This is a genomic window from Nannocystis pusilla (assembly GCF_026626665.1).
GTDB classification, from domain to species: domain Bacteria; phylum Myxococcota_A; class Polyangia; order Nannocystales; family Nannocystaceae; genus Nannocystis; species Nannocystis pusilla.
Genome location: NZ_JAPNKE010000002.1, coordinates 6,709,305 through 6,734,232, shown reverse-complemented (window position 1 = coordinate 6,734,232; position 24,928 = coordinate 6,709,305). Strand labels below are relative to the sequence as shown.

General features: G+C 72.4%; 16 protein-coding genes and 1 pseudogene. 8 read left to right on the top strand and 9 right to left on the bottom strand.

The window, feature by feature from the left end; translation table 11 throughout:
- Window positions 1-355: 355 nt before the first annotated feature.
- From OV079_RS29680 to mmsA, 5 genes and pseudogenes are all read right to left on the bottom strand, one after another.
- A complete protein-coding gene (locus tag OV079_RS29680; protein ID WP_267772336.1) occupies window positions 356-1,348 on the bottom strand; it encodes a calcium-binding protein in 993 nt (330 codons plus the stop codon).
- Window positions 1,349-1,648: 300 nt separating this feature from the next.
- A complete protein-coding gene (locus tag OV079_RS29675; RefSeq protein WP_267772334.1) occupies window positions 1,649-2,044 on the bottom strand; it encodes a DoxX family protein in 396 nt (131 codons plus the stop codon).
- A 64-nt stretch (window positions 2,045-2,108) separates the two neighbouring features.
- Entirely contained in the window at window positions 2,109-3,770 is a 1,662-nt protein-coding gene (locus OV079_RS29670) for an efflux RND transporter permease subunit (protein WP_267772332.1), read from the bottom strand.
- A 10-nt stretch (window positions 3,771-3,780) separates the two neighbouring features.
- Window positions 3,781-5,103, bottom strand: a complete 1,323-nt coding sequence (locus OV079_RS29665; protein WP_267778675.1) for an aminotransferase class III-fold pyridoxal phosphate-dependent enzyme — start codon at window positions 5,101-5,103, stop codon at window positions 3,781-3,783.
- A 156-nt stretch (window positions 5,104-5,259) separates the two neighbouring features.
- Window positions 5,260-6,644: pseudogene (gene mmsA, locus OV079_RS29660) on the bottom strand (CoA-acylating methylmalonate-semialdehyde dehydrogenase); the annotation flags it as partial.
- A gap of 1,208 nt (window positions 6,645-7,852) precedes the next feature.
- Between mmsA and OV079_RS29655 the strand changes: the two are divergent.
- On the top strand, window positions 7,853-8,689 hold the full coding sequence (locus OV079_RS29655) for a hypothetical protein (RefSeq protein WP_267772330.1): 837 nt from the start codon (window positions 7,853-7,855) through the stop codon (window positions 8,687-8,689).
- Window positions 8,689-8,934 carry a hypothetical protein gene (locus OV079_RS29650; protein WP_267772329.1) on the top strand — a complete coding sequence of 82 codons (246 nt, stop codon included), beginning with the start codon at window positions 8,689-8,691 and terminating at the stop codon, window positions 8,932-8,934. Before OV079_RS29655 ends, OV079_RS29650 begins: the two co-directional genes overlap by 1 nt.
- A 73-nt stretch (window positions 8,935-9,007) precedes the next feature.
- Here OV079_RS29650 and OV079_RS29645 read toward each other — a convergent pair whose 3' ends face one another.
- Entirely contained in the window at window positions 9,008-9,628 is a 621-nt protein-coding gene (locus OV079_RS29645) for a hypothetical protein (protein WP_267772328.1), read from the bottom strand.
- Window positions 9,629-10,110: 482 nt separating this feature from the next.
- On the opposite strand from OV079_RS29645, the gene OV079_RS29640 reads away from it, so the two are divergent.
- Together OV079_RS29640 and OV079_RS29635 are read left to right on the top strand one after the other, a co-directional pair.
- Window positions 10,111-10,677: a DUF4142 domain-containing protein gene (locus OV079_RS29640; RefSeq protein ID WP_267772326.1), complete on the top strand. Its 567-nt coding sequence runs from the start codon at window positions 10,111-10,113 to the stop codon at window positions 10,675-10,677.
- Window positions 10,678-11,312: 635 nt separating this feature from the next.
- Entirely contained in the window at window positions 11,313-11,675 is a 363-nt protein-coding gene (locus OV079_RS29635) for a hypothetical protein (RefSeq protein WP_267772324.1), read from the top strand.
- Between the two features lie 57 nt (window positions 11,676-11,732).
- Here the strand turns inward: OV079_RS29635 and OV079_RS29630 are convergent, their stop codons facing one another.
- Window positions 11,733-12,128: a RidA family protein gene (locus tag OV079_RS29630; protein WP_267772322.1), complete on the bottom strand. Its 396-nt coding sequence runs from the start codon at window positions 12,126-12,128 to the stop codon at window positions 11,733-11,735.
- A 167-nt stretch (window positions 12,129-12,295) separates the two neighbouring features.
- Here OV079_RS29630 and OV079_RS29625 point away from each other — a divergent pair, with 167 nt between their 5' ends.
- Window positions 12,296-13,192 (top strand): LysR family transcriptional regulator, encoded by an 897-nt coding sequence (locus OV079_RS29625; protein ID WP_267772321.1) that lies wholly within the window; start codon window positions 12,296-12,298, stop codon window positions 13,190-13,192.
- A gap of 17 nt (window positions 13,193-13,209) precedes the next feature.
- Here the strand turns inward: OV079_RS29625 and OV079_RS29620 are convergent, their stop codons facing one another.
- Both OV079_RS29620 and OV079_RS29615 read right to left on the bottom strand, forming a co-directional pair.
- Entirely contained in the window at window positions 13,210-13,911 is a 702-nt protein-coding gene (locus OV079_RS29620; protein ID WP_267772320.1) for an oxygen-binding di-iron domain-containing protein, read from the bottom strand.
- A 55-nt stretch (window positions 13,912-13,966) separates the two neighbouring features.
- On the bottom strand, window positions 13,967-14,227 hold the full coding sequence (locus OV079_RS29615; RefSeq protein ID WP_267772319.1) for a hypothetical protein: 261 nt from the start codon (window positions 14,225-14,227) through the stop codon (window positions 13,967-13,969).
- A 609-nt stretch (window positions 14,228-14,836) separates the two neighbouring features.
- On the opposite strand from OV079_RS29615, the gene OV079_RS29610 reads away from it, so the two are divergent.
- The 3 genes from OV079_RS29610 (at window position 14,837) to OV079_RS29600 (ending at window position 24,744) form a co-directional block, all read left to right on the top strand.
- Window positions 14,837-15,883 carry an AraC family transcriptional regulator gene (locus tag OV079_RS29610; protein WP_267772318.1) on the top strand — a complete coding sequence of 349 codons (1,047 nt, stop codon included), beginning with the start codon at window positions 14,837-14,839 and terminating at the stop codon, window positions 15,881-15,883.
- Between the two features lie 213 nt (window positions 15,884-16,096).
- The gene (locus OV079_RS29605; RefSeq protein WP_267772317.1) at window positions 16,097-19,498 is read left to right on the top strand and encodes a LamG-like jellyroll fold domain-containing protein; all 3,402 of its coding nucleotides are present in this window, start codon (window positions 16,097-16,099) and stop codon (window positions 19,496-19,498) included.
- The gene (locus tag OV079_RS29600) at window positions 19,417-24,744 is read left to right on the top strand and encodes a LamG-like jellyroll fold domain-containing protein (RefSeq protein ID WP_267772316.1); all 5,328 of its coding nucleotides are present in this window, start codon (window positions 19,417-19,419) and stop codon (window positions 24,742-24,744) included. Before OV079_RS29605 ends, OV079_RS29600 begins: the two co-directional genes overlap by 82 nt.
- Window positions 24,745-24,928 lie beyond the last annotated feature (184 nt).

The window sequence follows — 24,928 nt, the reverse complement described above, 5'->3', positions numbered from 1 at the left end:
CGGGCGCGCGGCCGCGCAGGTCGCGAGGCCGAGGCCGGTCACCCCGGAAAGGGCCGGCCCCGCCTGGCTCGACGCCTGGCGCGTGTTCTGGACGGCGCGCCTGCGCGGCCTCCGGGACCTCGCCGGAGCTCGCCCGACGACGCCCCCCGCGCTGGCCCGCACGAGGTCCCACGGGCCGCGGGCGCGTCACGAGCGGCGCGTTGGCCGATCCTGGCCCCGTTCGGGCGGGCCGTCGCGTGGCTGTAAGGACATGCCCTTTCGGACATGTTTTAAAAGCATGTGACAGCGAGGCGGCGGAGACGGCGAAAGGCCGCGCCGGAGGGGTCCGGCGCGGCCTTCGCGGGGGCAGCGGGGCTCACTGGCAGGCGAGGTGGACGTCGACGACCTCGCCGACGCGCTCGCGGCCGAGGGCGTCGCGGTAGGTGAACGCGGCCCGCTCGATCTCGCAGTTGGAGCGGCCGTCGCAGCGCGAGTCGGCGCGGTAGGTCAGGCCGATGGCGACGATGCCCAGCGAGGTGATCGGGGTCAGCTCCCACGAGGTCGAGCGGCGGTCGGCGTCGTGGTCGGCCCACAGGAGCAGGCGGGCGAAGGCGGGGTCGCTGGCGGAGATCTTGCCGTCGCGGTCCTGGTCGAGCTCGGCGAGGGCGCTGAAGCCGTTGTCGGCCAGGTCGCCGCTGCGCATCACGGTGGCGCTGCCGAACAGCTCGCGGCCGGCCTCGATGGCGCCCGAGTCGTCGCGGTCGAAGGCGAGCCACGGGGTGACGGCGGTCGGCCAGTCGGTGGCGCCGCAGGCCGGGCCGAGGTCGAAGCTGGCGGCGGTGCTGTGGTAGCGCACCGGGTCGGCGCCGAAGTTGAAGACCAGCGGCGTGGTGGTGCCGCCGTCGTCGCAGTAGTCGACCCACGCGGGCAGGCCGTCGGCCTGCAGCTCACAGGTCAGGCAGCCCTGCTCGTCGCCGGGATTGCACGTCGGCTCGGCCAGGCACGGGCCCCAGAAGTACTTGGCGTTCGGGTAGTTGTAGTCGGTGGCACAGTACTGGGTGCCACCCTCGCAGGCCCGCGCGTCGCCGACGATCTCCGGCGTGCACGGGGTCTCCTCGACGGGCCCGCTGGTAGTCTCGCTCTCGCCGGCGGTGCCCTCGGTCGGATCTTCGGGGCTCGCGGTGCCGGTGCCCTCGGTGCCCTCGGTGCCTTCGGTGCCCTGGGTGCCCTCGGTGCCTTCAGTTCCGTCGGTGCCCTCGCTGGCGACGATGTTGCCGGTCTCGTCGCCCGGCTCGGGCTTGCTGTCACAGGCGATCAGGGCGGGGCTGAGCAGGAGCGCGGAGAGGGACAGGACGGTGCGGGTCAGCATGCCGGCCCCTAAAGCGAGGCTCGTGCCACGGCGAGATCATTGAGGAATTGGGACGAAGCCGGATCTGGGGCGCTCGCGGCGCGACAGCCCTGTCGTGCGCGCAGTTCAGGATCACGGCCGGCATGACGCTGGAGCCGCAGTGGGTCCAGAAGACCCGGACTGCGAAGGTAGCGAGCGAACGCGAGGTCGTGGATCACGAGGTCGACGTCGAGGTCGAGGCCGCGGAGCACGAGGCCTCGACGTCGTCGCTTCGACCGGCCGCGCGCGAGGGCGCGGGTCGAGGCGGGCCGTCCGGCGATCTCAGCGCTTCAGCGGCAGGAGGGCGCGCAGGCGAGGGTCGCGGAGGTAGAGGCCGCCCCAGGCGATGGCGCCGAGGATCACGGGGAAGAGGATCTTGCCGAGCTCGTCGCCCATGCGCGCGTGGACGTCGACGGCGCCGCCGAGGTAGCCGGTGACGAGGATCGCGCCGAGGACGCTGGTGGCCGGGATGGCGTAGAGGATCGTGACGATCAGCTCGACGATGCCGATCTTCAGCAGCGCGCCGTCGGGGTAGCCCATCGCCTTGAAGCCGGCGACGGCCTCGGGGTTGGAGCCGAGCTTGGCCGAGGCGCTGAAGAGCAGCATCGCGACCGGGAGGACCGAGAGGCCGATGCCGATGCGTCGCGGCCAGGGGTTGGAGGCTTGGGACTGGGTCATGGCCCGAGCAGCTTGACCAGCGAGCGCCGGCCGCACAAGCAGGCACACGCGTGTGACCGCCGATTCACGGGCCCATGTCCGGCAGCTCGCCGCCCTCGGCGACGACGAGGCCCGGCGGCAGCTCTAACTGTTTGATCTCGCGGCGGACCGCGTCGCCGTCGGCCGCGCTGCGCAGGCGGACTTCGACGGCGGCGGCCGGGACGCGATCGATTCGGTCGAGGGGTCCGCCGGAGGAGGCCTGCAGCTCGACGAGGTCGCTCAGCGGGATCGGGCCGGACGGGGCGGCGACGTGGAGCTCGCGGACCAGCGGGTCGAGGGGACCTGTCCGATCGAGCAGGTCGATGTCGACGGCGAGCTCGGGCCAGGGGCGCAGCCCGAGGGCCGGGAGCGGGCCGCGGACGGTGAGCGGGCCGGCGGCGAGGCGCACGGCCGTGACCGTGGCGTCGAGCGGGACGCCGCGGGCCGCCAGAGCTTCGCGGCGCAGCCGGATCGCCTGGGCGTCCGGGTCGGGCGCGAGGACCCGCAGGCCGGTGACGCCGCGCAGGCCGGCGAGGCGCTCGGCGAGGCGGCGCGCCAGGCCGGCGCGCAGGTCGGGGTCGGGCCCCTGCACGGCGAAGCTCACGACGTGGTCGGCGTGGGCCCGCGGGGCGAGCACCGCGACCTGGGCGGCAGCTGTGCATTTGGACAGGGCGCTTCGGACATGTTCGATGGGGAAGGTGGAGGCGAGGCCGGTCAGCAGGCGGACGCGCGCGAGCGGCTGGCCGGGGCCGGGCGCGGTGACGGTGAGAGCCCAGGCGGGCAGGTCGGGGATCGCGGCGAGGCAGGCGGCGACTCTGCTGCCGAGGTCGTCGCGGGGCGGCAGCGCGGCGCCGAGGACGGCGAGCTCGCCTTCGCCGGGGACGGGGTCGGCGAAGAAGTCGACGGGGGGCGAGACGAGGTCGACCGCGTGCGGGCGGGCGCGGGCGGCGACGTCGCGCGGGTCGGCGCCGGACTGGGTGAAGGCGGTGACGAGGGTGACGGGGCCGCGGGCGGCGTAGGCCCGGCAGGAAGGCGGGCGCGGGCCGTCCTGCAGCACTGCGACGTCGCGCAGCTGCAGGGTGGCGGTGATCGGGCGGGTGACGAGGCGCTCGAACAGGGGCGCGGCGTCGGGCTCGGCGAGGGTGTTGCCGACTGCGGTGACGAGGGCGTCGATGGGGACACCGGCGAGGCGGGAGCGATCGAGGACGACGGCGAGGCGCCGCTCGCCGACGCCGCAGACGTCGACGTGGCCGACCCCGACGGTGCGCTCGAGGCCGCTGCGGACGGCGTCGGCGGACTCGGGGAGGGTGGCGATCGCCAGCGCCGGCTGGAGGCCGTCGAGGCGATGGAGCTGCGGGGGCTCGGCGGCGGGCGGGAGGTCCGCGACGACGCTGCCCAGGGCGTCCCGCACCGCCGCGATCGCGCCGGCGTCGGTGAGGGTGGCGACGACGTCGACGCGGCCGTCGACGCTGCGGGTATGGAGCCGCCGGACCGCGGGGACCCGCGCCAGGGCGTCCTCGAGCGGGGCGGCGACGTGGACCTCGAGCTCGCCGGCGGCGAGGCCGGGGACGGCCACGTCGACGCGGACCTGCACCGGCGGGGCCGGCGGGGCAGGTTCGGCCTGGGGCGGCGGGGGCGGGGCGGTGCAGGCGGCGAGGGCGAGGATGACCGAGAGGACAGGGCCGAAGCGACAGGGCCTTCGCGCCATGTCCATACGGTCAGCCCTCGACGGCCTCGTCGGTGATCGCGAGGCCGCGGTCGATGATGGCGAAGCCCTCGCGCAGCTCGGCCTCGGTGATCGACAGCGGCGGGTTGCACATCAGGGTCCACCAGTGCGAGATGGTGAAGAGGCCCTCTTGCTTGAAGAAGGCCATCATGCGGTCGATGGCCGGGTGCGAGCCGTTGTAGGGGGCCATGCGGGTGCCCTGGCGGTCCTTCTGCAGCTCGATGGCGCCGAACAGGCCGATCGCGCGGAAGTCCCGGACGCTCGGGTGCCGGGCCTTGAGCGCGGCCATCTCGGCGAGCATGACGTGCTGCATGCGCGCGGCGTTGCCGACCATGTCCTCCTCGAGCATGACGTCGAGGACGGCCTCGGCGACGGCGAGGCAGAACGGGTGGGCGTTGTAGGTGAGGCCGCCCCAGAACACGTTGTCGCGGAAGTGGGCGGCGATCTTGTCGGTCACGCCCATGGCGCCGAGCGGGACGTACGAGGACGTGAGGCCCTTGGCCATCGTGAGGATGTCGGGCTGGGCGCCGAAGTGTTCGAAGGCGAACAGCTTGCCGGTGCGGCCGAAGCCGCACATGACCTCGTCGCACACGAGGAGGATGCCGTACTTGTCGAGCAGCGCGCGCAGGCCGGGCAGCCAGCCCTCGGGCGGCGGCTGGATGCCGTTGGTGCCGATGACGGTCTCGACGAACATCGCCGCGATCGTTTGCGGGCCCTCGTACTGGATGATCTCCTCGAGGTAGCGCAGGTGGTTGGCGGTGCGCTCGGCGTCGGTAGTGCCGAAGGAGAAGTCGTAGGGGATCGGGTCCATCACGCGGATGAAGCCGGACGCGCCGGGCTCGTTGGCCCAGCGGCGCGGGTCGCCGGTCATCTGCATGGCGGCGTGGGTGGCCCCGTGGTAGCTGCGGTAACGGCTGAGGATCTTGTGCCGCCCGGTGTAGAGGCGCGCGGCCTTGATCGCGTTCTCGTTGGCCTCGGCGCCGCCGAGGGTGAAGAAGAACGAGTTGATGTCGCCGGGCACGAGCTCGGCCAGGCGCTGGCCCAGGCGCGCGCGCACGGGGGTGGCCGCGCTCGGGGCGGCGAACAGCATGTGGCCGTCGATCGCGTCCTTCATGCGCGCCAGCACCTTCGGGTGGCTGTGGCCGATGTTGACGCTCATCAGCTGGCTGTTGAAGTCGAGGTAGCGCTTGCCCTCGGGGGTGTAGAGGTACACGCCCTCGGCCCGCTCGAACGCGAGCGGCTGCAGCGGGCCGCTCTTCGACCACGACCACATGGTGTGTTGCTTGCAGAGTTCGACGATGGTGCGGCTGTCCATGGCGAGATCCTCAGGAGGGTCTTTCTTCCCGAAAAGAAACATGTCCCTCAGGACATCCAGGTGGCGTCCTTGCTGAGCTGCCAGCGGGTGGTCAGCTTGCGCGCGGGTCCAGAAGCGCAGGCCGTCCCAGCCGGTGAGGTCGCCGGCGCCGAACAGCGACTGGTTCCAGCCGCCGAACGAGAACGGCTCGCGCGGGACGGGCACGCCGATGTTGACGCCGCACATGCCGGCCTCGAAGCGCTCGACGCAGTAGCGGGCGACGGCGCCGCTCTGGGTGAAGATCGAGGCGGCGTTGCCGTAGGTGCTGGCGTTCTCGATGGCGATCGCCTCGTCGACGGTGCGGGCGCGGACGATCGAGAGGACGGGGCCGAAGATCTCCTCGCAGCCGGCCGGCATGTCGGGCTTGACATGGTCGAGGATCGTCGGGCCGACCCAGTGGCCGACGCCGCCGGGGCCCTTGGCGCCGCGGCCGTCGAGCAGGACCTTGGCCCGCGCCGCTCGGCGTCGGCGATGTAGTTGGTGATGCGCTCGACGGCGCCGCCGTGGATCACGGGGCCCATGTCCTCGCCGAGGCGCAGCTTCTTGGCGTGGGCGACGATGGCGTCGATGATCGGATCGACGTCGCCGACGGCGATCATCAGCGAGGCGGCCATGCAGCGCTGGCCGGCGCAGCCGTAGGCGGAGGCGACGACGGTGGTGCTGGTCAGCTCGAGGTCGGCGTCGGGGACGACGAGGAGGTGGTTCTTGGCGCCGCCGAGGCACAGGGCCCGCTTGCCGGCGGCGGCGCTGCGCGAGTAGACGGCCCTGGCGACGCGGGTGCTGCCGACGAAGCCGACGGCCTTGATGTCGGGGTGGTCGGCGATCGCCTCGACCGCAGGCTGGCCGCCGTTGACGGTGTTGAACACGCCCGCCGGCAGGCCGGCCTCGCGCAGGAGCTCGGCCAGCTTCATCGCGCCGTAAGGGACGACCTCGGACGGCTTGAGGATGAAGGTGTTCCCCGAGACCAGCGCCTGCGGGAGCATCCACAGCGGGACCATGATCGGGAAGTTGAAGGGGACGATGCCGGCGCACACGCCGAGCGGCTCGTAGGTGATGCTGCAGTTGATGCCGCGGCTGACGTCGAGCTGCTCGCCGGCGACCATGTTCTGCAGGCTGATGCCGTACTCGAGGCACTCGATGCCCTTGAGCACGTCGGCCCGCGCCTCGCCGATGACCTTGCCGTTCTCGTGCGAGACGAGCCAGGCGAGCTCCTCGAGGTCGCGCTCGAGCAGGGCCTTGAGGCGGAACAGCACCTGCACGCGCTCCTTGATCGGCGTGTCGCGCCAGCCGGGGAAGGCGGCCTTGGCGGCCTCGACGGCGCGGGCGACGTCGGCGGCGCCGGACATGGTGACCTGCCCGAACGACTTGCCGTGGCGCGGGTTGTCGACCGAGAGGCTGTCGCCGGCGGCGGAAGGGGTCCATTCGCCGCCGATCCAGTTGTTGCACTGGACGTAGGGCGTGAAGTCGTAGCTGCGGGCAGGGAAGCGCAGGTCGTTCGTCATGGCGCGGTTCAAGGTGAGGGATATCCCAGGCCGCGCCGCGGCGAAAGGGGGCCCGGGGGCGCAAGCGGGCCCCGGAACGTGGATCTGGCCGGCAATTCGGCGGTGCGGGGGTCGCGGGCCGGGAGGTCGCGGCGAAAATCGCGGGCGGGCGCCGCGGCGGAGGTCGGCGCGAGCGGCGGGCGGGTCGCCGCGGGCGTCATGGGCGGCGAGGATCCGCGGACACGTCGAGGTCCGGGGGCATGCGGAGTGATGTGTTCTTCGGGACAGGTCGATGCTCACGCCGGTCGGGCGCGAGTCGGGCCTCGCGTGCGCGGGTCGGCGCGGCCCCGGGGCGGACGCAGCCGGGCGACGGGGTTTGCAAGAGGCGAGCGTCGCTACGGCCTCTCGTGTCGCGCGCGATCGAACCCCGTGCGTGGCGGCGCCACGACACGACGGTCCGATGGCCGAAATGTATGGCCGAGGCGTGTTCGCCGCAGGGCCGAGCGAGTGATACTCTCGGCAGGGAGGTGCCACGTGAAAGAAAACATGGGCACAACGATGTTGGTGATCTTCCTCGCCATCCTGGCGTGCGCCGGGCTCGCTCACCTGGCGCGCAGCCGTGGGTGGTTCCGCTAGCGTTGCCAGGTCGTCCTTGCGCTGCGCGGCGGTGACGGTGTCCGCGCATCGACCGGCGGCGAGTGCTGCGGTCGTGGTCGCGGCTGAGGCGAGGGGGTGGCAGGCGAGTGCTGCGGTCGTGGTCGCGGCCGAGGCAGGGCGGTGGCAGGCGAATGCTGCGGTCGTCGTCGCGCCGAGGCGGGGCGGTCGCAGGCGAGTGCTGCGGTCGTCGTCGGGGGCGAGGCGGGGCGGTCGCAGCGAGTGGTGAGGCGATGGGCGGTGGCAGACGAGTGACGGGCGAGCGGCGAGGCGTCGTCGCGGTCGATGCGAGGGTGGACGCCGGCGAGCGGCGAGGCGGGAGATGCGGGTGGCGGGGCGCGAGGGACTGGACGGGGAATGCTGGATGTGGTCTTTGGGACAGGTCACTGCGCGCTGGTTCGTCGCGCCTCGGGCGATGGCCGGTCCTCGCGTGCGAGCGTCGGCGCGGAGCCGCGTGTGACCCGGGGCGGACGCAGCAGGACCACGGGGTTTGCATGAGGCGAGCGTCGCTGCGGCCTCTCGCGATGGCGCGCGATCGAGCCCCGCGCGCGGCGGCGGCAGGCTATGGTCCGATCATGCTCGCGCGAATGTTGGTCCTCTCGCTCACCTCGTGCGTCCTCGCGGCCTGCGGCGACGATGGCCGCCCCGGAGGCGAGGCGTCGGCGACGACGACGGCGTCGACGACCAGCGCCACTGCGAGCACGACCGCCGAGGCGCCGACCTCGAGCTCGACGGCGGGGGACGCGACCGGCACCGGGACGACGACGACGAGCACGGGTGAGGCGCCGACCGGGACCACCGCGGTGACGTCGTCGACGACGACGACGACAGGCGAGACGAGCACGAGCGAGCCGTCGACCGGCACGACCGAGCCGAACTTCTGCGACCCGCAGGCGGTGGCCGACACGACGGCGTTCACCTACGTCAAGAAGTTCGACACGGGGATCCCCGACAAAGTGCTGCAGGCGTCGTTCTACAACGGCGACGCCGACGAGGTGATGATCATGTCGTTCAGCGGCAAGGCGCGCCGCTTCACCACCGACGGCACGCCGAAGGGCGAGGTGTTCGACGTGCCGGCCGAGGCGCTGCCGCAGCTCGACGGTGCGACGTACGACGCGAAGCTGCAGCGCGGGCTGCTCATCAATCAGAGCTGCGTGCTCGTCGAGGTCGACCCGATCACCCTGGCGGTGCTGGAGCCGCCGCAGCAGCTCGGCTTCGGCATGAGCGTCTGCGCCGGGCTGGCGCTCGGCCTCGACGACAACCTCTACATCGCCAGCTACGGGACCGACGAGCTGGTGGTGCTGGCGCGCGACGGGCTCAGCGAGGTCCGCCGCGTCGACATGCCGGTCCAGGTCGGCCTGACCGGCTTCGACGGGATCGCGCTGATCGCCGGCAGCGAGATTTCTTGGTGATGAGCACGGCCCCCGACGCCCGCGCGGCGATCATCGACCCGCTCGGCGGCGTGGTCGCACCGGCCACCAAGCTGGGCCTCGCGGAGGCGCCCCTGCTCGGCGGGGCGCCGATGCTGCCCGACGCGGTGCTGACGCTGTGCGGCAACGGCCACGCGTGGCTGTGCGAGGCCTACGACGCGACCTGCTTCGACTACGCGCCCGACGACGGCGACAAGGACGCGTGCGGGTGCCTGATCCCGCAGTGACGCGGGGGAAGGGCGAATGTCTCGCGGGACATGTCCCCCGAGACATTGACGAGACGGGCGTCGAAGGCTCTGGCTAGGACTCGCAGTACTTGTCCTCGAGGATGCAGACCTGCAGCTCCTCGCCCAGGCCGTCGGTGAGGCAGTCGAAGCGCTCGCGGCCGGTGGCCAGGGCGAGGCAGTCGGCGAAGTAGGCCGGCTCCTGGAGGGCCATGCGGGTGTCGGGGCCCGAGTAGTTGCACAGGTCGGCGCCGCCGGCCTGGGTGACGATCGCGTTGCCGTCGGCCTGGATGTACACGCCGGTGTTGTAGGCGTACTGGCCGAGGCTCTCGTGGATGAACCACGAGACCTTGCCGGGCTTGCGGTCGCGCAGGGCTTCGAGGGCGCACGCGAGGGCGGCCTCGTCGTTGACGGGGTGGTCGGGCTCGCACGACGGCTCCTCGCAGGAGAGGCCGACGCCGTCGCACAGCGTGGCGCCGCAGGTCGCCTCGTCCGCGAGGCAGGCGCACTCGGGCGCGAGCGGCTCGCCGTCCGTGTCGGGCGGCATGGTCACGCTGTTGGCGGTGGTGTCCGGCGCCTCGGTCGGGTCCTCGGTGGCGAAGCCGGTGGCGGCGGTGCCGTCGTCGCCGCTCGCCTCGGTGGCTGCCGTGGCAGTGTCGTCTTTGTCGGTGCCGCAGGCGAACAACATCAGGCTCATGGCGCAGCTCAAGCGACGTATTGCATGCAGCGGAAGGTGACACGGCGGACGGGGGCGAACAAGTCACGCGAATGCGCGTGAAAGTATGCGCTGGAAGGGGAGATGGCGGGCCATTGGATGGCGTCGGCGGGACAATGTGTTCGCCGAGACAGGTGGCCCCGACGGGCCGGAGGCGACGTGGTTTTTCGCAATCGCGGGCGACTGTCAGTTCTCGCCGCGAGGCGGCAAGGAGGTCGCGAGGACGTGGAGAGGTCGGCGCGGTCAGGTCCGCCGAGGCTCGCCCTCGCGCCGGGCGAGCGGCCGACCACGTGTCGCAGAGGACATGTCGAGAGGGACAGTGTGGGGGCGGGTACACGTTCGACCGGTGGCGCCCGCGCAGGCGCGGACGGGCGCGAGGGGGCGCGGGCGCGAGGGGCCCGGCAGGGCGAGCACGCGGAGGAGGGCCGCGCGCGGGCGGCCCGGGCCAGGCTGTCGGTATGTCGATGGGCAGGTCCGTTGTCGTGGTGGTGATGCTCGCGGTCATGGCGGCCCCGGCTCGGGCCGCGCCCGCTCCGGCGCTCCCGGCCGCGGCGTTGCCGAGCCCGCCGGCGTCCGACGCCGAGCTGCTCGGGGTGCTGGCGACGATCCACGCGGTCAACCGCGAGGCGGCGGCGCCGGGGCGCACGCGCGGGACGGATCGCCGGGTGCGAGCGCTGGCCGAGACGGTCACGCGCCACGCGATCGCAGGGCAGCGGCGCCAGATGGCCCTGAGCCAGGAGATCGAGCAGCGCGCGGTGGACGGCGACACGGGCGACGGGCTGCGCTTCGCGGCCCGGCGGGCGTCGCCGGGGCTGGCGGCGCTGGGCCGCGGGCCAGAGTTCGACGAGGCCTGGCTGAAAGGACAGATCGAGACTCTGATGCTGGTGATCGACGCAATTAATAATAAGTCGCGGCCGTACGCGCAGGCGCCGGCGCTGCAGCAGGAGCTGGTGGCGGTGGTGGAGCAGGCAGCCGCCGATCTGGCAGCCGCCCAGGCGCTGCAGGCAGCGCTGGCGAAGCCGGTGAGCTGAGGCGGAGCGGTCGCCGATCGCTCGGGGCCGCTGCCCGAGCGCGGCACGACGCCGGCGGAGCGGGCGGTCGACGATCGCCGAGCGCTGGAGGGCCGCTGCCCGAGCGCGGCACGACGCCGGCGGAGCGGGCGGTCGACGAGCGCCGGGCGCTGGAGGGCCGGTGTCGAGGTGGAAGGGGAGGGCCGGCGAAGTCCGCGAGCCCTGGCGGCGCGCGGCCGGCAAAGCCCGCGGCGCGCGGGTGTAGGCGAGGGGCGAGGCGTGCCGGCGAAGTCCCTGGCCGGGGCGGCGAAGCCCGCGCTCCGCGGCGAGCGAGGCGAGATGTATGAAAAGACAGCTCCGGTGAACGGATGACCTCGCCGTCACTCGCTCGCGACCGTCGGGGATCGTGGACGAGAGGGCAGAGCTCGACACACACGGCCGAACAGGCCGTTCTGCGGCTCTCCCGGGGGGTCGTTGCCGATGCAGCGAGGCGCCTGACGAGGCCGAAAGCAGCGGAGGGACGTCGAGGCCGACAAGCCCCACGTCGATCATGAGGCCTGCGCCGAGGGACGTGGGCGCGGGGCGGCGGTCGTGCGATGCTCGCCGCGGATGCGACCGCGTGCTGCGTCGCTCCCTCTCACCCCCAGGAGAATGTCATGACCCTGTCGATCAAGCTCTCGCTGGCCGCGCTGTTCGTCGCGGCGCTCGTCGCTCCCGCCTGCTCCGGCGGCGACGAGGACTCCCTGTGCGCCAAGGCGGCCGGCCCGCTGGCGGGCATCGTCATCCTCGAGGCGAAGGAGACCGGCGATTCGCCCGAGATCATGAAGACGTTGAAGTCGGAAGTGAAGGCCGAGTGTCAGGCGCAGAAGCTCGAGGAGAAGCACAAGGACGTGCTCGAGTGCTACGACAAGAACCGCTCGGCGATGGGCTACCGGCTGTTCAAGACGTGCGCCGAGGAGCCCGGCAAGACGCTGATCGCGGCGGTGGTCGCCAAGCACGGCGGCAAGAAGCCGGAGTGACGCCGGCGTGACGCGAGGAGAGGGCAGTCGCCGGCCGGCGGCTGCCCTCGCGCGCGATCAATCCGCGTGCGCGACGGCGCGGATCTCGATCAGTTGATGCGGAAACGCCAACCCAGACACGCCGACGAGGGTGCCCGCCGCACGATGGCTCCCCATGTACTCCTTGTAAAGCGCGACGCACCGGTCGAAGTGCTCGCGCGGGTTCGTCAGGTAGACCACGATCTCGGCGAGGTTGGAGCGCGTGACGCCGAATCCCGCGAGCACCCGGTCGAGGTTCTCCAGCGTCTGTCGGACCTGGGCCTCGAAGTCGCCCTCGCCCACGAACGTGCCCTGCATGTCGTGGGAGAACTGGCCGGAGATGTAGATGGTGCCGTTCGCGCGGTACCCCTGGGTGACGCCGAAGCCAGCTTCCCAGGGCACCCCGTGGTCGTAGGTGGTGGCCGTTGTCGTCATGCTCGACTCCGTCTCGTATCTCGAAGATTCGCCGCGGCGACATCGACGCGGCGCCGAGGAATGTAGCCGGCCGATTGACGAACGGTTTTCTACACAGCGGCGAAGAGCCGGCTTACAAAGATCGGGCGCCAGGGCCGGCGCCGGCGCCGGCGCAGGGGAGTGGCACGATGCTGCGGGCAAACTTGAGCGAGATCCTCGTCTTCATGGCGGTCGTCGACGAGGGCAGCTTCGTCGCCGGGGGCCAGGCGATGGGCTTGACCCGCTCGGCGGCGGGCAAGGCAGTGAGCCGCCTGGAGGACCGGCTGGGTGTGCGCTTGCTGAACCGCTCGACGCGCGCGCTGAGCCTCACGGACGAGGGGCGGGTGTTCTACGAGCACGGGACGCAGATCCTGGCGGCGGTCGACGACGCCGAGGCGAGCGTGGCGGGGCGCGACGGGGCGCCGAGGGGCATCTTGCGGCTCACGGTGCCCGACGCGTTCGGGCGGCGGGTGGTGCTGCCGCTGATCGAGCAGTATCTCGAGACCTGGCCCGAGGTTCAGGTCGAGGTCAACCTCAGCGATCGCCAGGCGGACATCATCGAGGAGGGCTTCGATCTGGCGGTGCGGATCGGTGAGGCGCCGCCGGACACGCGGCTCGTGTCCCGGGTGGTCGCCAAGTACAGGGCCCTGCTGTGCGCGTCTCCGGCCTACCTCGCCAGGCGCGGCCAGCCGCGAGACATCGATGCGCTGGCGGCCCACGACTGCCTGTACTTCAGCAGTCGCAATCGCCGGCAGAGCTGGCGCTTCCTCGGCGACGACGGGGCGTGGGTCAAGGCGCAGGGTCGCAGCCGCTTGCGGCTGGATAGCGGCGAGGCCCTCCGCGACGCCGCCGTCGCAGGGTTCGGCATCGCGTTCTTGCCGGACTTTCTGGTCGCCGAGGACCTGGTCGCCGGTCGTCTCCGGCAGGTGTTACCCGGGCTCGAGGTGGGGGACGTGAAGATCGCGGCGATCTATCCGAGCCGACGTCACCTCGAGCCTCGCGTCCGGCGCTTCATCGATCTCATGGTGAAGGAGCTCGGGGCGTGACGCGCTCGCCCACGAGTTCATTGCGGCGGGCGCTCGAGGCTCGTCGCCAGCTCTCGGATGAGCGCGCCGCCGTCGCCCCGCCACGCGCTGCCGTGCATGCAGGCGAGCGTGGTCGGCTGCGTGCGGGCGAGTCGCTCGAGCAGCTCGCCCTGGCGGCGGCCGTGGGCGAAGTAGTCCATCTCGGCGCGGAAGGCCTCGCTCGGGCCGAGGATGTCGGACTCGGTGAGGGGCACGTCGCTGCCGCCGCTCTGGGTGAACAGGTCGCCGCACAGCAGGGTCCGGGTCTCGTCCTCGAACAGGTAGCCGCACTCCCAGCCGTGCGGCACGTGCGGCGCGTCGAGCCAGGTCACGCGGCGCCGGCCGAGCGCCAGCGACTCGCCGTCGGCCAGGGCGCGCGGCGGGCGATCGGCGAGGTCGGTCATCGAGACCATCGCCGCGACCTTGCTGCACAGCGGCGAGGCGAGCGGCGCCGCGGCCAGGAAGTGGTTGAGCGCGCCGCACTCGTCGGCCTCGACGTGCGAGAAGCCGATCCAGCGCAGCCGATCGAGCCCGATGACGCGGGCGATCGCCGCGCTCACGCTCTCGAACAGGCCGCGCGGCCCGGTGTGAAACAGCAGCGGCTCGTCGTCGACGATCAAGTACTGATTGAAGTTGAACCCGGGCACCTCGGTGTTGAGCCGGTAGATCCCGTCGGCCACCTCGTCGACTCGCGTCTCCATCGCGCACCTCCGGGGCTCAGTCTAGCCCGTGCGCCGGCGCCGTGCGCGGGCGGCCTCACTGCGCGTGGACGGCCAGCGCGTCGTACGTCGCGTCTTCGACGAGCCGCGCGCCCTCGCCGCTCACCGCAGGGACGGTGGGCCACGGGCCTCGCGGGGTGCGCGGCACCACGAGCTGTTGCACGGTGTGCGTCCGCAGCGAGAGGGCCGCTTGCATGCGGCTGCCGACGTTGATGCGCTGCACCCGGAGCGTCCCGTCGGTGACGCTGCCGAGCACGGTCCCCTGCGGGTCGCGCACGCTGAGCTGCCCGGGGCCCACACGAGCTCGATGAACGGGCGCTTCGTCAGACCCGGCCCCGGTTGATCGGTCTTCACGATCAGCACGAGGAGCGTCACGATCGCGACCAGAGGGACCGCCGCCAGCGCCGCGAACATCAGCGACTCGGCGCGAAAGCCCGTCAGCAAGCCCAGGCCCAGGGTGAGCACGGCGCCGGCGCCGACGGTGATGGCGGCCCACCAGGCGAAGAAGGCGAGGCGGTTCGTGCGGTGCAGCAGCGTGCGATGCAAAGCGGTCCTTCTTACCACGCGGCTCGGTGCGGAGGTGACACGCGGGCGTGCTCGGCAGAATTCGTGCTCGTCTCGCGGCGCGTGGCGTGCGGCGGCGTGTCAAGCGATTTGCGAGCCGCGGCGACGCGCGTCGACGGCGAAGGACGCTCGCACGCGCGGCCCGCGGGTCGCTCGCGGGCCCGGAGTCCGGATCCCGAGATCCCCCTCAGGAGGCCCGCCGCTGCCCGGCAGGGGCGGTTTCGCGGGTGATCCGTTGCGCGGCCGGCGACACTATCAGGCGCCGCCGCGACGGGGCGTGGCCGAGGCCGAGGCGGAGCTGTCTGGATCGTCAGAGACGCTCCGCGCGACGGGGGGATGGTTCATGGGGGATTTACAGAGGTCGCTGCCGGGGCCCGAGCTCAAGCTCGGGTCGTTCTCGATCACGGGGGTGCAGATGATCGTCGCGGCGGCGGCGGCCCGCGGGCTCGACACGCAGGAGCTGCTGGACCGCGTCGGCCTGCCCGAGGCCGCGCTGGTGGAGTCGGACGGCTGGATCCCGGAGGTGGTCGAGTGGCGGCTGTGGGACGAGGCCGCGCGGATGCTGCGCGACCCGCTGTTCGGCCTGCACGTCGGCGAGGCGGTGGTCGACAGCCAGTGTCCGGAGATCCTCTATCACGCGGCGCGCGTGTGCCCGACCGTCGGTCAATCCTTGCACCGGCTGGTGCGCTTCTTCTCGGTGTTCCACCGGCGCACGCGCGTGTGCCTCGAGACCGACGGGGCGCTGGCGCGCTTCGTCAAGGACGGCGGGACGCGGGTGGTGCCGTGCCCGCACGGCACGCTGGCGGTGCTGGGCAACGTGCTGCTGCGGCTGCGCGGGCTGCTCGGCGGGCCGTTCCCGCTCCGCGAGGTGTGGTTCACGCATTCGCGCCCGGCCGACCTCGACGAGTACGAGCGCATCTTCGCGGCGCCGGTCCGCTTCGATAAGCCCTGCAACGCCCTGATCTGCGACCGCGCCCAGCTCGACTGGCCGCTGCCCACGCGCTCGCCGAAGCTGCTCGAGCTGCTCGACCGCCACCTCGCCGACATCGCCGGGCTGCCGGCCGACGACTTCCTCGACCTCGTGCGCCGCGACCTGACGGAGCACCTGCACGAGGCCGCGCTCAACGTGGCGCACACGGCCAAGCGCCTCGGCATGTCGCAGCGCACGCTGCAGCGCCGCCTGCAGGACGCCGGCCGCAGCTTCCAGGACCTGTTCGACGACGTGCGCCGCGAGCTCGCGCTGCGCCACCTCGCCGCCGGCAACCTGACGATCTGCGAGGTCGCGAGCCGCGTCGGCTTCACCGACCTGCGCGCGTTCTACCGCGCGTTCAAGCGGTGGACCGGGACCGCGCCCGGGCAGTACCGGGCGCACGCGCACGCGATGGCGTGATCGGCCCAATCATCGGCACGACCGGCCATGGTGGCGCCGGCGGTCCGCGCCGAATATCCGCGGTGCAGACGCAGCGGCGACCACCAGGCGCCGCGAGTCGGCTCGGTCGCGCGATGCAGTGGCCCGTGGGACGGGTCCGCGTCGCGTCGTCCGCTCGCTCACCCATCGCGGCGCGGGCTCGCCCCGAGGACCGCCGCGGATTCGGAGGACCTCGTGCCGCTCTCCCGGTATCTCGACAAGTTCATCATCCTCGGCAACAACGCGCTGGGCAAGCAGCTCGGCGCCGACACCAACGGCAACATCTACACCCACGAGAACAAGCTGTGGTGGGAGACCTGGGCGATCGAGGTCGCCGGCGACGACGGCCGCGTCTTCCTGCGCAGCGACCACGGCAAGCTGCTGACCTCGACGGCGGAGGGGACCCTCGGCAGCTCCACCAATCGCGGCGAGGCGGAGCAGTGGCGCGTCGAGCCGGCGCCGGGCGGCGGCGTGTTCGTGCGCTCGGTGCAGCACGGCAAGCTGCTCAGCGTGCTGCCGAACGGCACGCCGACGACGACGACGAACACGAGCGCCGCGGAGATCTGGCGCGTCGAGGAGATGGCGCCGGCGCTGAAGTTCGACGGGACCGACGGCCACGTGGCGCTGCCGCCGATGAACCCGGACTTCAGCCAGGGCTTCACGATCGAGGCGTGGGTGCGGCACGAGGCGTTCGCCAACTACTCGCGGATCGTCGACCTCGGCAACGGGCCGGCCAGCGACAACATCGTGTTCACCAACACCGGCACGAGCCCGGACCTGAACCTGAGCGTCTTCCGCGGCGATCAGGTCAAGGCCCTCACGGCGCCCGGGGCCCTCCCGCTCAACGCGTGGACCCACGTGGCCGCGACGGTCGACGCCGGCGGCTTCGGGCGCCTCTACAAGAACGGCGTGCAGGTGGCTCAGGGGCAGCTGTGGCTGCCGAACAACACCCAGCGCTCGCGCAACTACCTCGGCAAGAGCAACTGGCCCGACGCGCTGCTGCGCGGCCTCGCGTCCGAGGTGCGGCTGTGGACCTACGCCCGCAGCGCCGAGCAGATCCAGGCGGCCATGAATCGGCGCCTCCACGGCGACGAGGCCGGGCTGTTCGGCTACTGGCCGCTCGACGCCGCGGCCGGCCTGGTCGCGCGCGATCACAGCGGCAACGGCCGCCACGGCGCGGTCGTCGGCGAGGCCAGCTGGGTGGCGCCGCGGCTGACCGGCCGCACCTACGCGGCGCCCGGCGAGGAGATCAAGGTCAGCTCTTTCAGCGGCACCTCGCGCGTGCGCCTGCCCGCGATGACCCTCGACTTCAGCAGCGGCTGCACGGTCGAGGCGTGGGTCCGCCCGCAAGCCGCGGCGGCGTGGTCCCGCGTGTTCGAGATGCACACCACCTACGGCGGCGACCACGTGATGCTGCTCGCCAACGGCGACGGCACCGGCTTCGGCTTGTTCGCGATCGCCGCCGACGGCGGGGACAAGGGCCTCTACGCGCCCGCCGGGACCCTGCCGACCGGCCGCTGGACGCACATCTGCGGCGTCCTCGATCCGGCCGGCCAGGTCCGGCTCTACGCGGGCGGCAAGCTCGTCGCCTCCGGCCCGGCCCAGCTGCCGAAGGCCGCCGCGCGCCCCAACGTCATGATCGGCAACAGCCCCGAGGGCAGCCCCTTCGCCGGCCTCATCGCCGAGGTGCGGGTGTGGACCTGCGTGCGCAGCGAGGCGCAGATCCAGGCCGCCATGGCCCGCGGCCTCACCGGCCACGAGCGCGGCCTGGCCGGCTACTGGAAGCTCGACGAGGACTCCGGCGCGAGCGCCCGCGATTCGTCGGCGTACGGCCGCGCCGGCACGCGCGAGGAGGGCTGCGTGCAGGTCACCTCGCTGCTGCCGATCGAGGCCCGCCGCGCGCTCGTGACGACGGTGACCCACGAGGGCAAGGTGCTGGTGTTCGCGACCCGCGCCGACGGCCGCGTGCAGTACACGGTCAAGCAGTCCGGGTTCGAGGACACGGTCGCCCTGACCGGCGACGCCCGGCCGGGCTGGGAGCCGTGGCGGGACCTCGAGCTGCCGGCGCAGGCCGACGACACCTCGGTGATCGCCCGCGAGGCCAAGACGCTGACCTACGACGCCGACACCGCGAGGTACGTGCTGTGCTCGCGCTACCACACCGCCGCCGACACCGCGATCGCGCCGGTGCAGGTGGTCTCGGGCTTCGGCTTCCTCTACGTGTTCCGCCAGTCGACCGCGGGCACGCTGCTGGTCGACCGCTTCGTCCTCGACGGCATGACCAACCAGCTGGTGCCCAAGGTCGAGGTCCGCTTCAAGCGCTCGCGCAAGCGCCACGAGCCGCTGCTGCCGACCAGCGGCGCCGCCGACCAGACCTTCGACTCGCTCGACTTCTCCGACACCGCCGGCGTCCCGTTCTACGAGCCCTCGACCGAGCTGAGGCTGATCGCCGGCGTGCACGACGGCCTGTTCGCGGTCGTGCTCCTGCCGACCCGCGACGTCGACCGCCAGCGCTGGCACTTCTTCGTCCACGGCGCCGGCAGCAAGGTCGAGGTCGTCTCGATCCTCTCGTCCGAGACCGGCCTGTTCGACCCCCAGCAGCGCACCTCCAGCGCCGACGGCTCGCTGCTCCCCGGCGTCGAGCGCACGGTGATCGACCTCGGCGCCGCGCTGCAGGGCCCGGTCCGCAGCCTGTGCGCCGTCCGCTACGACCTGCAGGAGGAGCAGGCCACCGCGTCCGGCGCCCGCATGCTCCTGCGCACGGCCGTGCGCGTGATGCTGGTGGCCGCGGGTTCGCAGGGCACGCCGGTCCTGTCGTTCGCCGCGGCCACCGACGGCACCCTGTCGCGCCTCGCCGACGCGCCCACCAGCCAGCGCGTGCTGCACAGCGAGCGCCGCGAGCTGCTGCTCCCGCTCGACACGCTCGAGAACGTGGTCGCCGCGCAGGTCAACCAACCGATCACCGGCGCCATCGCGGCCCTGCGGCGCGGCAGCGGCGACAAGGTGGCGGTCCAGACCAGCGGCGCGGACAAGCTGAAGATCGGCGACAGCGTCGAGATCCGCGGCACCCGCAACTACAACGGCCGCTTCCTGGTCAAGGCCACCGGCGGCGACACCTTCGAGATCGAGGTCGACTTCGCCGGCCTCGAGGACGGCATCGGCCGCTGGGAGAAGGTCGTCACCCGCGAGACCGGCCTGACCTTCGACGGCGCGGTCACCTCGTACCGGCGCACGCCCGAGGGCAAGCTGATCGTCACCGCGCCGAACCACGGCCTCGTGGTCGGCGACGCCGTGCAGATCACCGGCACCGCCGAGTACAACAGCATCTACCCGGTCACGCCGATCGACGCCGGTCAGTTCGCGCTCGAGGCCCCGTGGGCGCTCGGCAGCGCGATCGGGGTCAAGCGCCTGGCGTCGCTGAAGCGGCGCGGCGTCGACTTCGACGGCGTCGACGAGTACGTCGCGGTGCGCGACGCGAAGGTCCCGACCGGCGCGGCCAGCTACACGGTGGAGGCGTGGATCCGGCCGCGCTCGATGACCGCGGGGGCATCCTCGCGTGGGGCGAGCACGGCGCGGCCAACCGCGTCACGAGCCTGAGCCTGACGCCGACCGGCCTGCGCCACGAGTGGGGCGGCCAGGACATGGCGTGCAACACGGCCCCGCTGCAGGACGGCTGGCACCACGTCGCGGCCAGCTACGACGCCGCCACCAATACGCGCCGGCTCTACCTCGACGGCGCCCCGATCGCCACCGACGCGCCGGCCGCGGCCCACGACGTGCCGACGCCGGTGACCAACTTCACGATCGGCCGCGTCCGCGGCGAGCACTTCGCCGGCAGCATCGCCGACGTGCGCGTGTGGAGCGTCGCCCGCAGCGACGCCCAGATCGCCAGCGGCATGTTCGAGCCGATCAACGGCCAGGAGGAGGGCCTGTGCGGCTGCTGGAAGCTCGGCGCGCTCGAGGAGGTCGACCCCACGCCGTGGGCGCTCGCCTTCGCCGGCGACGGCGACTGCGCCCTCGTGCCCGACACCGCGGCGCTGCGCGTGCAGAGGTACACCGTGGAGGTGTGGATCAAGCCCGAGCGACCGACGCAGGAGTGGGTCGGCCTCGTCGGCAAGCCAGGCCGCAACTACAACATCTGGCTACACCGCGACGGCTACGTCCACCACCGCTACCACACCAACACCGGCACCACCGAGGGTCCGCCCGACACGCCGCGCGGGACGATCCGCTGGGGCGAGTGGAACCACATCGCCATCACCAACGACGGCCAGACCGCGCGCACCTTCCACGACGGCATCGAGCGCGCGAGCGGCTCGCTCGCCGGCAAGACGCTGATCGTCGACAACACGCCGCTCATCATCGGCCGCAGCCTCGACGACAGGAATGTCGAGTACTTCACCGGCCTGCTGACCGAGCTGCGCCTGTGGAGCCGCGCCCGCACGGCGCCGGAGATCGCGGCCGACCGCGGCCGCAGCCTGGTCGGCGACGAGGCCGATCTGGTCGCGTACTGGCGCGGCAGCGAGGGCGCGGGCGCGGGCCTGGTCGACGTCACCAGCAAGCGCCTCGATGCGACCGTCACCGGCGGCGCGCGAGCGGTGGCCTCGGACGCGCCGGTGCGCGCGAGCACGCTGCGCGTGCAGCGGGCCTACGACTTCTCGCCGAACGGCAGCCACGGCCTGGTGGTCGGGACGCCCTCCGTGTCGAACGTGCAGATCCAGCGGGCCGAGAACGCCCAGTACCGCAACGACGACCTGGTCGCGGTGGTGCGCGGCGGGGTCTACGAGGAGAGCGTCGAGCTGCGCCCGCTCGGCGGCACGCTCACCGGCCTCAAGTTCGCCCCGTGGTTCAAGAAGAGCCAGGAGTCGGCGGTCCCCGACGCGACCCTCTCGCCGATCGCGGCCCCGCTGGTCGACATCGGCGGCGGCTGGTTCCGGGCCTCGTGCCAGTTCGCGGTGCCGCCGACGACCAGCCTGATGCGGGCCTTCAAGCTCGTCGACGTCGCCGGCACCTGCACCGCGATGGAGCTGCGCCGGCACCGGCTCGTCGAGCTGCCGGCCGCGATCACCGAATGGGAGTACGCGGCCACGCCGACGCTCGCGCCGACCTCCGCCGCGCCGACCGACCTCGGCGTCAAGCTGGCCGCGCTGGCGGCGAGCGAGCGCAGCGAGGGCGCGCTGCTGGTCGAGAAGCGCGTGCTCGAGGACAAGCTCGCGTTCGCGGTCGACCCCAACCGCCCGGCCCGCATCGCCGCGGTCCAGGCCGAGGTCACCGCGCTGGAGGCCGAGCACACGCGCCTGTCCGCCGTGCGCGCGCAGCACCAGCAGATGCCGATGTTCTCCTACTGCCGGATCACGCCGCGCCACAGCGGCATGGCCCTGGCGATCGACGGCGCCAGCAATTCGCCCGGCGCCGACCTGATCCAGGTCAGCTATCGCGGCACCGACAACGAGCTGTTCTACGCCGACCCCAACCAGGCCGCGGGGCAGGTCACGGTGCCGTCGCTGAACGACTGGTTCCTGCTGCGCCCCGGTCACAACAACGGCATGGTGGTCGACGTCGAGGGCCCGAGCCACGACAACGGCGCCCGGCTGCACCAGTGGATCTACAACGGCGGCGACAACCAGCGGTTCCGCTTCGAGGCGGTGGCCGGGGTCGCCAACACCTACGTGATCCGGGCCAAGCACAGCGGCAAGGTGCTGGACGTGTACGACGGCAGCAGCGATCAGGGCGAGATCGTCATCCAGTACGACCCGAACAACGACGCCAACCAGCAGTTCACGCTGCAGGTCGTGCGCGACTCGCCGATCACGATCGCCAGCCGGGTCGCGCTCGAGGACTGCAACCGCCGGCTGGTCGCCAAGCGGGCCGAGCTCGAGCAGCTGCGCGCGGCCCAGCAGGCCTCGCAGGCGCTGCGCGACGCCTGGCAGGCCCGCTTGACCGCGATCGACGGCACCGAGCTGCCGGCGGTCCGCGCCGCGATCGACGGCGTGAACGGCCCGGTGCTCGCGGCCATGATCGCCGACCAGGCCAGCGCGCCGCAGCTCGCCACGCTGCGCAAGGAGCCGAAGCGGGGGCTGACCACGCTCGGCGCTCAGCTGGCCTTCGTGCGCCCGCCGGGGCGCATCACCGCCGCGCAGACCTGCGACGGCGACGTCCAGCTCGGCTGGCTCGACGTGCGCGGGCGGATGCGTGAGCTGCGGTACCAGGCCACGCGCGACGGCAAGGGCGCGAGCTTCGACGCCTGGCGTCCGACCCTCGGGCGCGCCGGCCTCAACTTCCGCAACCCCGGCGACATCGTCCGCCTCGACCGCCCGGTCGCGCTCGGCGACGACTGGACCGTCGAGGCCTGGTTCCAGTTCCCGCTGCCCAAGACCGGCTACTGCAACACCCTGTTCGGCGTGATCGGCGAGTGCGAGATCCTCGTCAAGGACAACATGCTCGGCATGTGGCTGCGCGGCATCGTCGACTGCGGCTTCGACATCTCTCGCCTCGCCACCGGCTGGCATCACCTCGCGGTGGTCGCCAGCGGCAGCGGCTCGGCGTCCACGACCGCCTTCTACATCGACGGCCAGCGCGTCGGCGACCTGCGGTCGATCGCGCAGATGCGGGCCGGCAACCAGGCCCGGCTCGACGAGATCAAGAACACCGTCTACAAGTCGCCCCTCACCGTCGTCACGGTCGGCAACCACGGCGGCGGCGGCAAGCAGTTCGGGCGGGTCGCCGAGGTGCGGCTGTGGTCGCTCGCGCTCAAGGACGACGAGATCGCGGCCAACAGCCGCACCTTGCTCACCGGCCGCGAGCCGGGCCTCGTCGCCTACTACCCGATGACCGAGGCCCAGGGCGGGCAGCTGCGCGACGTCACCGGTCGCGGCAACCACGGCGCGATAAGCGGCGCGGCATGGGTCGCCCTCGACGCGCCGATCGGCCGCCAGGCGGGCGAGCCGCGCGGCGAGGCGATGGTGGTCGCCGAGTACGACACGATCGGCCAGCGCCCCGGCGGCACGGCGATGATGGCGTTGATGCGCCGCGCGTTCGCGGTCGAGACGGCCCGCGGCGTGCGCCTGTTCGCCGAGCAGCGGGTCGAGGAGCTCGACCTGCGGTGGGTCGGCAACGCCCAGTTCCAGCCGACCCTGCTCGGCTACATCGAGGGCCCGCCGCCGGTGCCGAGCGAGAACCTGACGATGTCGGCCAGCTACAACGGCGCCGCCAGCGTCGAGCTGTCGACCTCGGACGACGTCACGTTCCAGTGGAACCGCTCGAAGGACGAGAAGCTCGGCAACACCACCGACCTGTTCCTCGGCTGGGAGACCAACTCGAAGTTCGCCGCCCTGCCGCTGGGCATCGGCACCATCAACGACCTCGCCAAGGTGCGGCTCGGCTTCAAGGGCGCCGTCAGCCACACCACGGGCAGCACCCGCGCCAGCACGATCAGCGCCCAGTCGAGCCTCAAGATGATCGACCGCCTCGAGCTGCGCGGCACGCTCGAGGACCAGCCCCGGTTCCCGCAGCTCGGGAGCCGCTTCATCCCCAAGAACGTCGGCTACGCGCTGGTCGTGTCCGGGCTGGCCGACGTGTTCGTCACCAGCCTGCGCGGCAGCGGGCGCATGGTCGGCTACGAGGTGGTGCCGAACGCCGACATCCCGCCCGACGTCAACACCGTCTCGTTCCTCATCAACCCGGCGTACACCATGGCCGGCAGCCTCGACGGCATGACCGGCTCGGCCCCGACCAGCGACCGCTTCTTCGCCCACGTGCCCGAGCTGCGGGCGCAGTACGGCTCGCGCTACCCGGCCAGCTACTACCGGCTGCAGGAGGCCTACGACCTCAAGCGACAGATCGCCGAGCAGGACAAGCGGCGCGAGGCGTACTTCTTCAACTTCAACGCCTCCATCAGGGTCCTGGGCCCGGTCGGCGACGACCTCATGGCGAAGGAGATCGACAAGGGCGAGGCGCCCGGGGCGGTGACGGTGCGCCGCCAGGAGGACACGCCGGTCGCCGGGACCCCGGCGGCGGCCGCCGATTCGGAGGCGCTGATCGAGGCCGCCGGCGAGCAGCAGGACGAGTACGAGGGGCGCGCCGCCGAGCGCCGGGCGCAGATCGAGCAGGCGTTCGCCGACCGCGAGCAGCTGTTCACCGCCAACCGCGGCCTCGAACAGTGGCAGAGCCGCATGGAGGACCTGCGGATCCGCGCCGGCAAGCGCAACATCGTCAACACGTACGTGTGGGACGCCAACGGCGGGCTCCACACCGAGCAGCAGCAGTTCGCCAACAGCGTGCAGCACACCATCGGCAGCTCGGCGTCGGTCAACTTCAACTTCGGCCTCGAGGCCAAGTTCTTCATCGGCGTCAAGGGCGTCGAGCTCACCACGATGGCGACGATGCAGATGAGCCAGACGCTGTCCAAGACGGTCACGAACAACCGCGGCTTCGGCCTCGGGGTGTCGCTGTCGGGCGTGGAGAGCCGCGGGGTCACCGACCACAAGGACCGGCCGCTGGTCCCGGGCGAGAAGGTGGGGCGCTACCGCTTCATGAGCTTCTACCTCGAGGGGGCGACGCAGCACTTCGACGACTTCTTCGCCTACGTCGTCGACCCCGAGTGGCTGAGCAGCAACTCGGAGAACGCCCGCGCGCTGCGAGACACCCGCGGCCGCACCAACAAGGCCTGGCGCGTGCTGCACCGCGTGACGTACGTGGAGCGCCCGGCGCTCGCCAACTTCGGCGCCGACCTGCGCCCGCTGCCGGCGGCGCCGGCGGCCCCGACGGTCGACAAGCGCGTCGAGGGCCTCGAGCAGAAGGTCGACCTGATGCTCAAGCTGCTGCAGGCGCCGAAGAGCCCGTAGCGCCGACGGCGGCGCGGCCCGCTGTCGCCTCGAGCTTCGAGCGCAGTCGGGCCGGGCCGCTCGTGCCCGCCCTGCGTGCATTGGGAAGGCAGGGCGCGACCGTCGACATCGCACGCACCCGAGCCGGCCCGCGCCCAGCGGGTCTGCGGTGACCGCTCGCGCGTCGCGAGCAATGCAGGGCCGG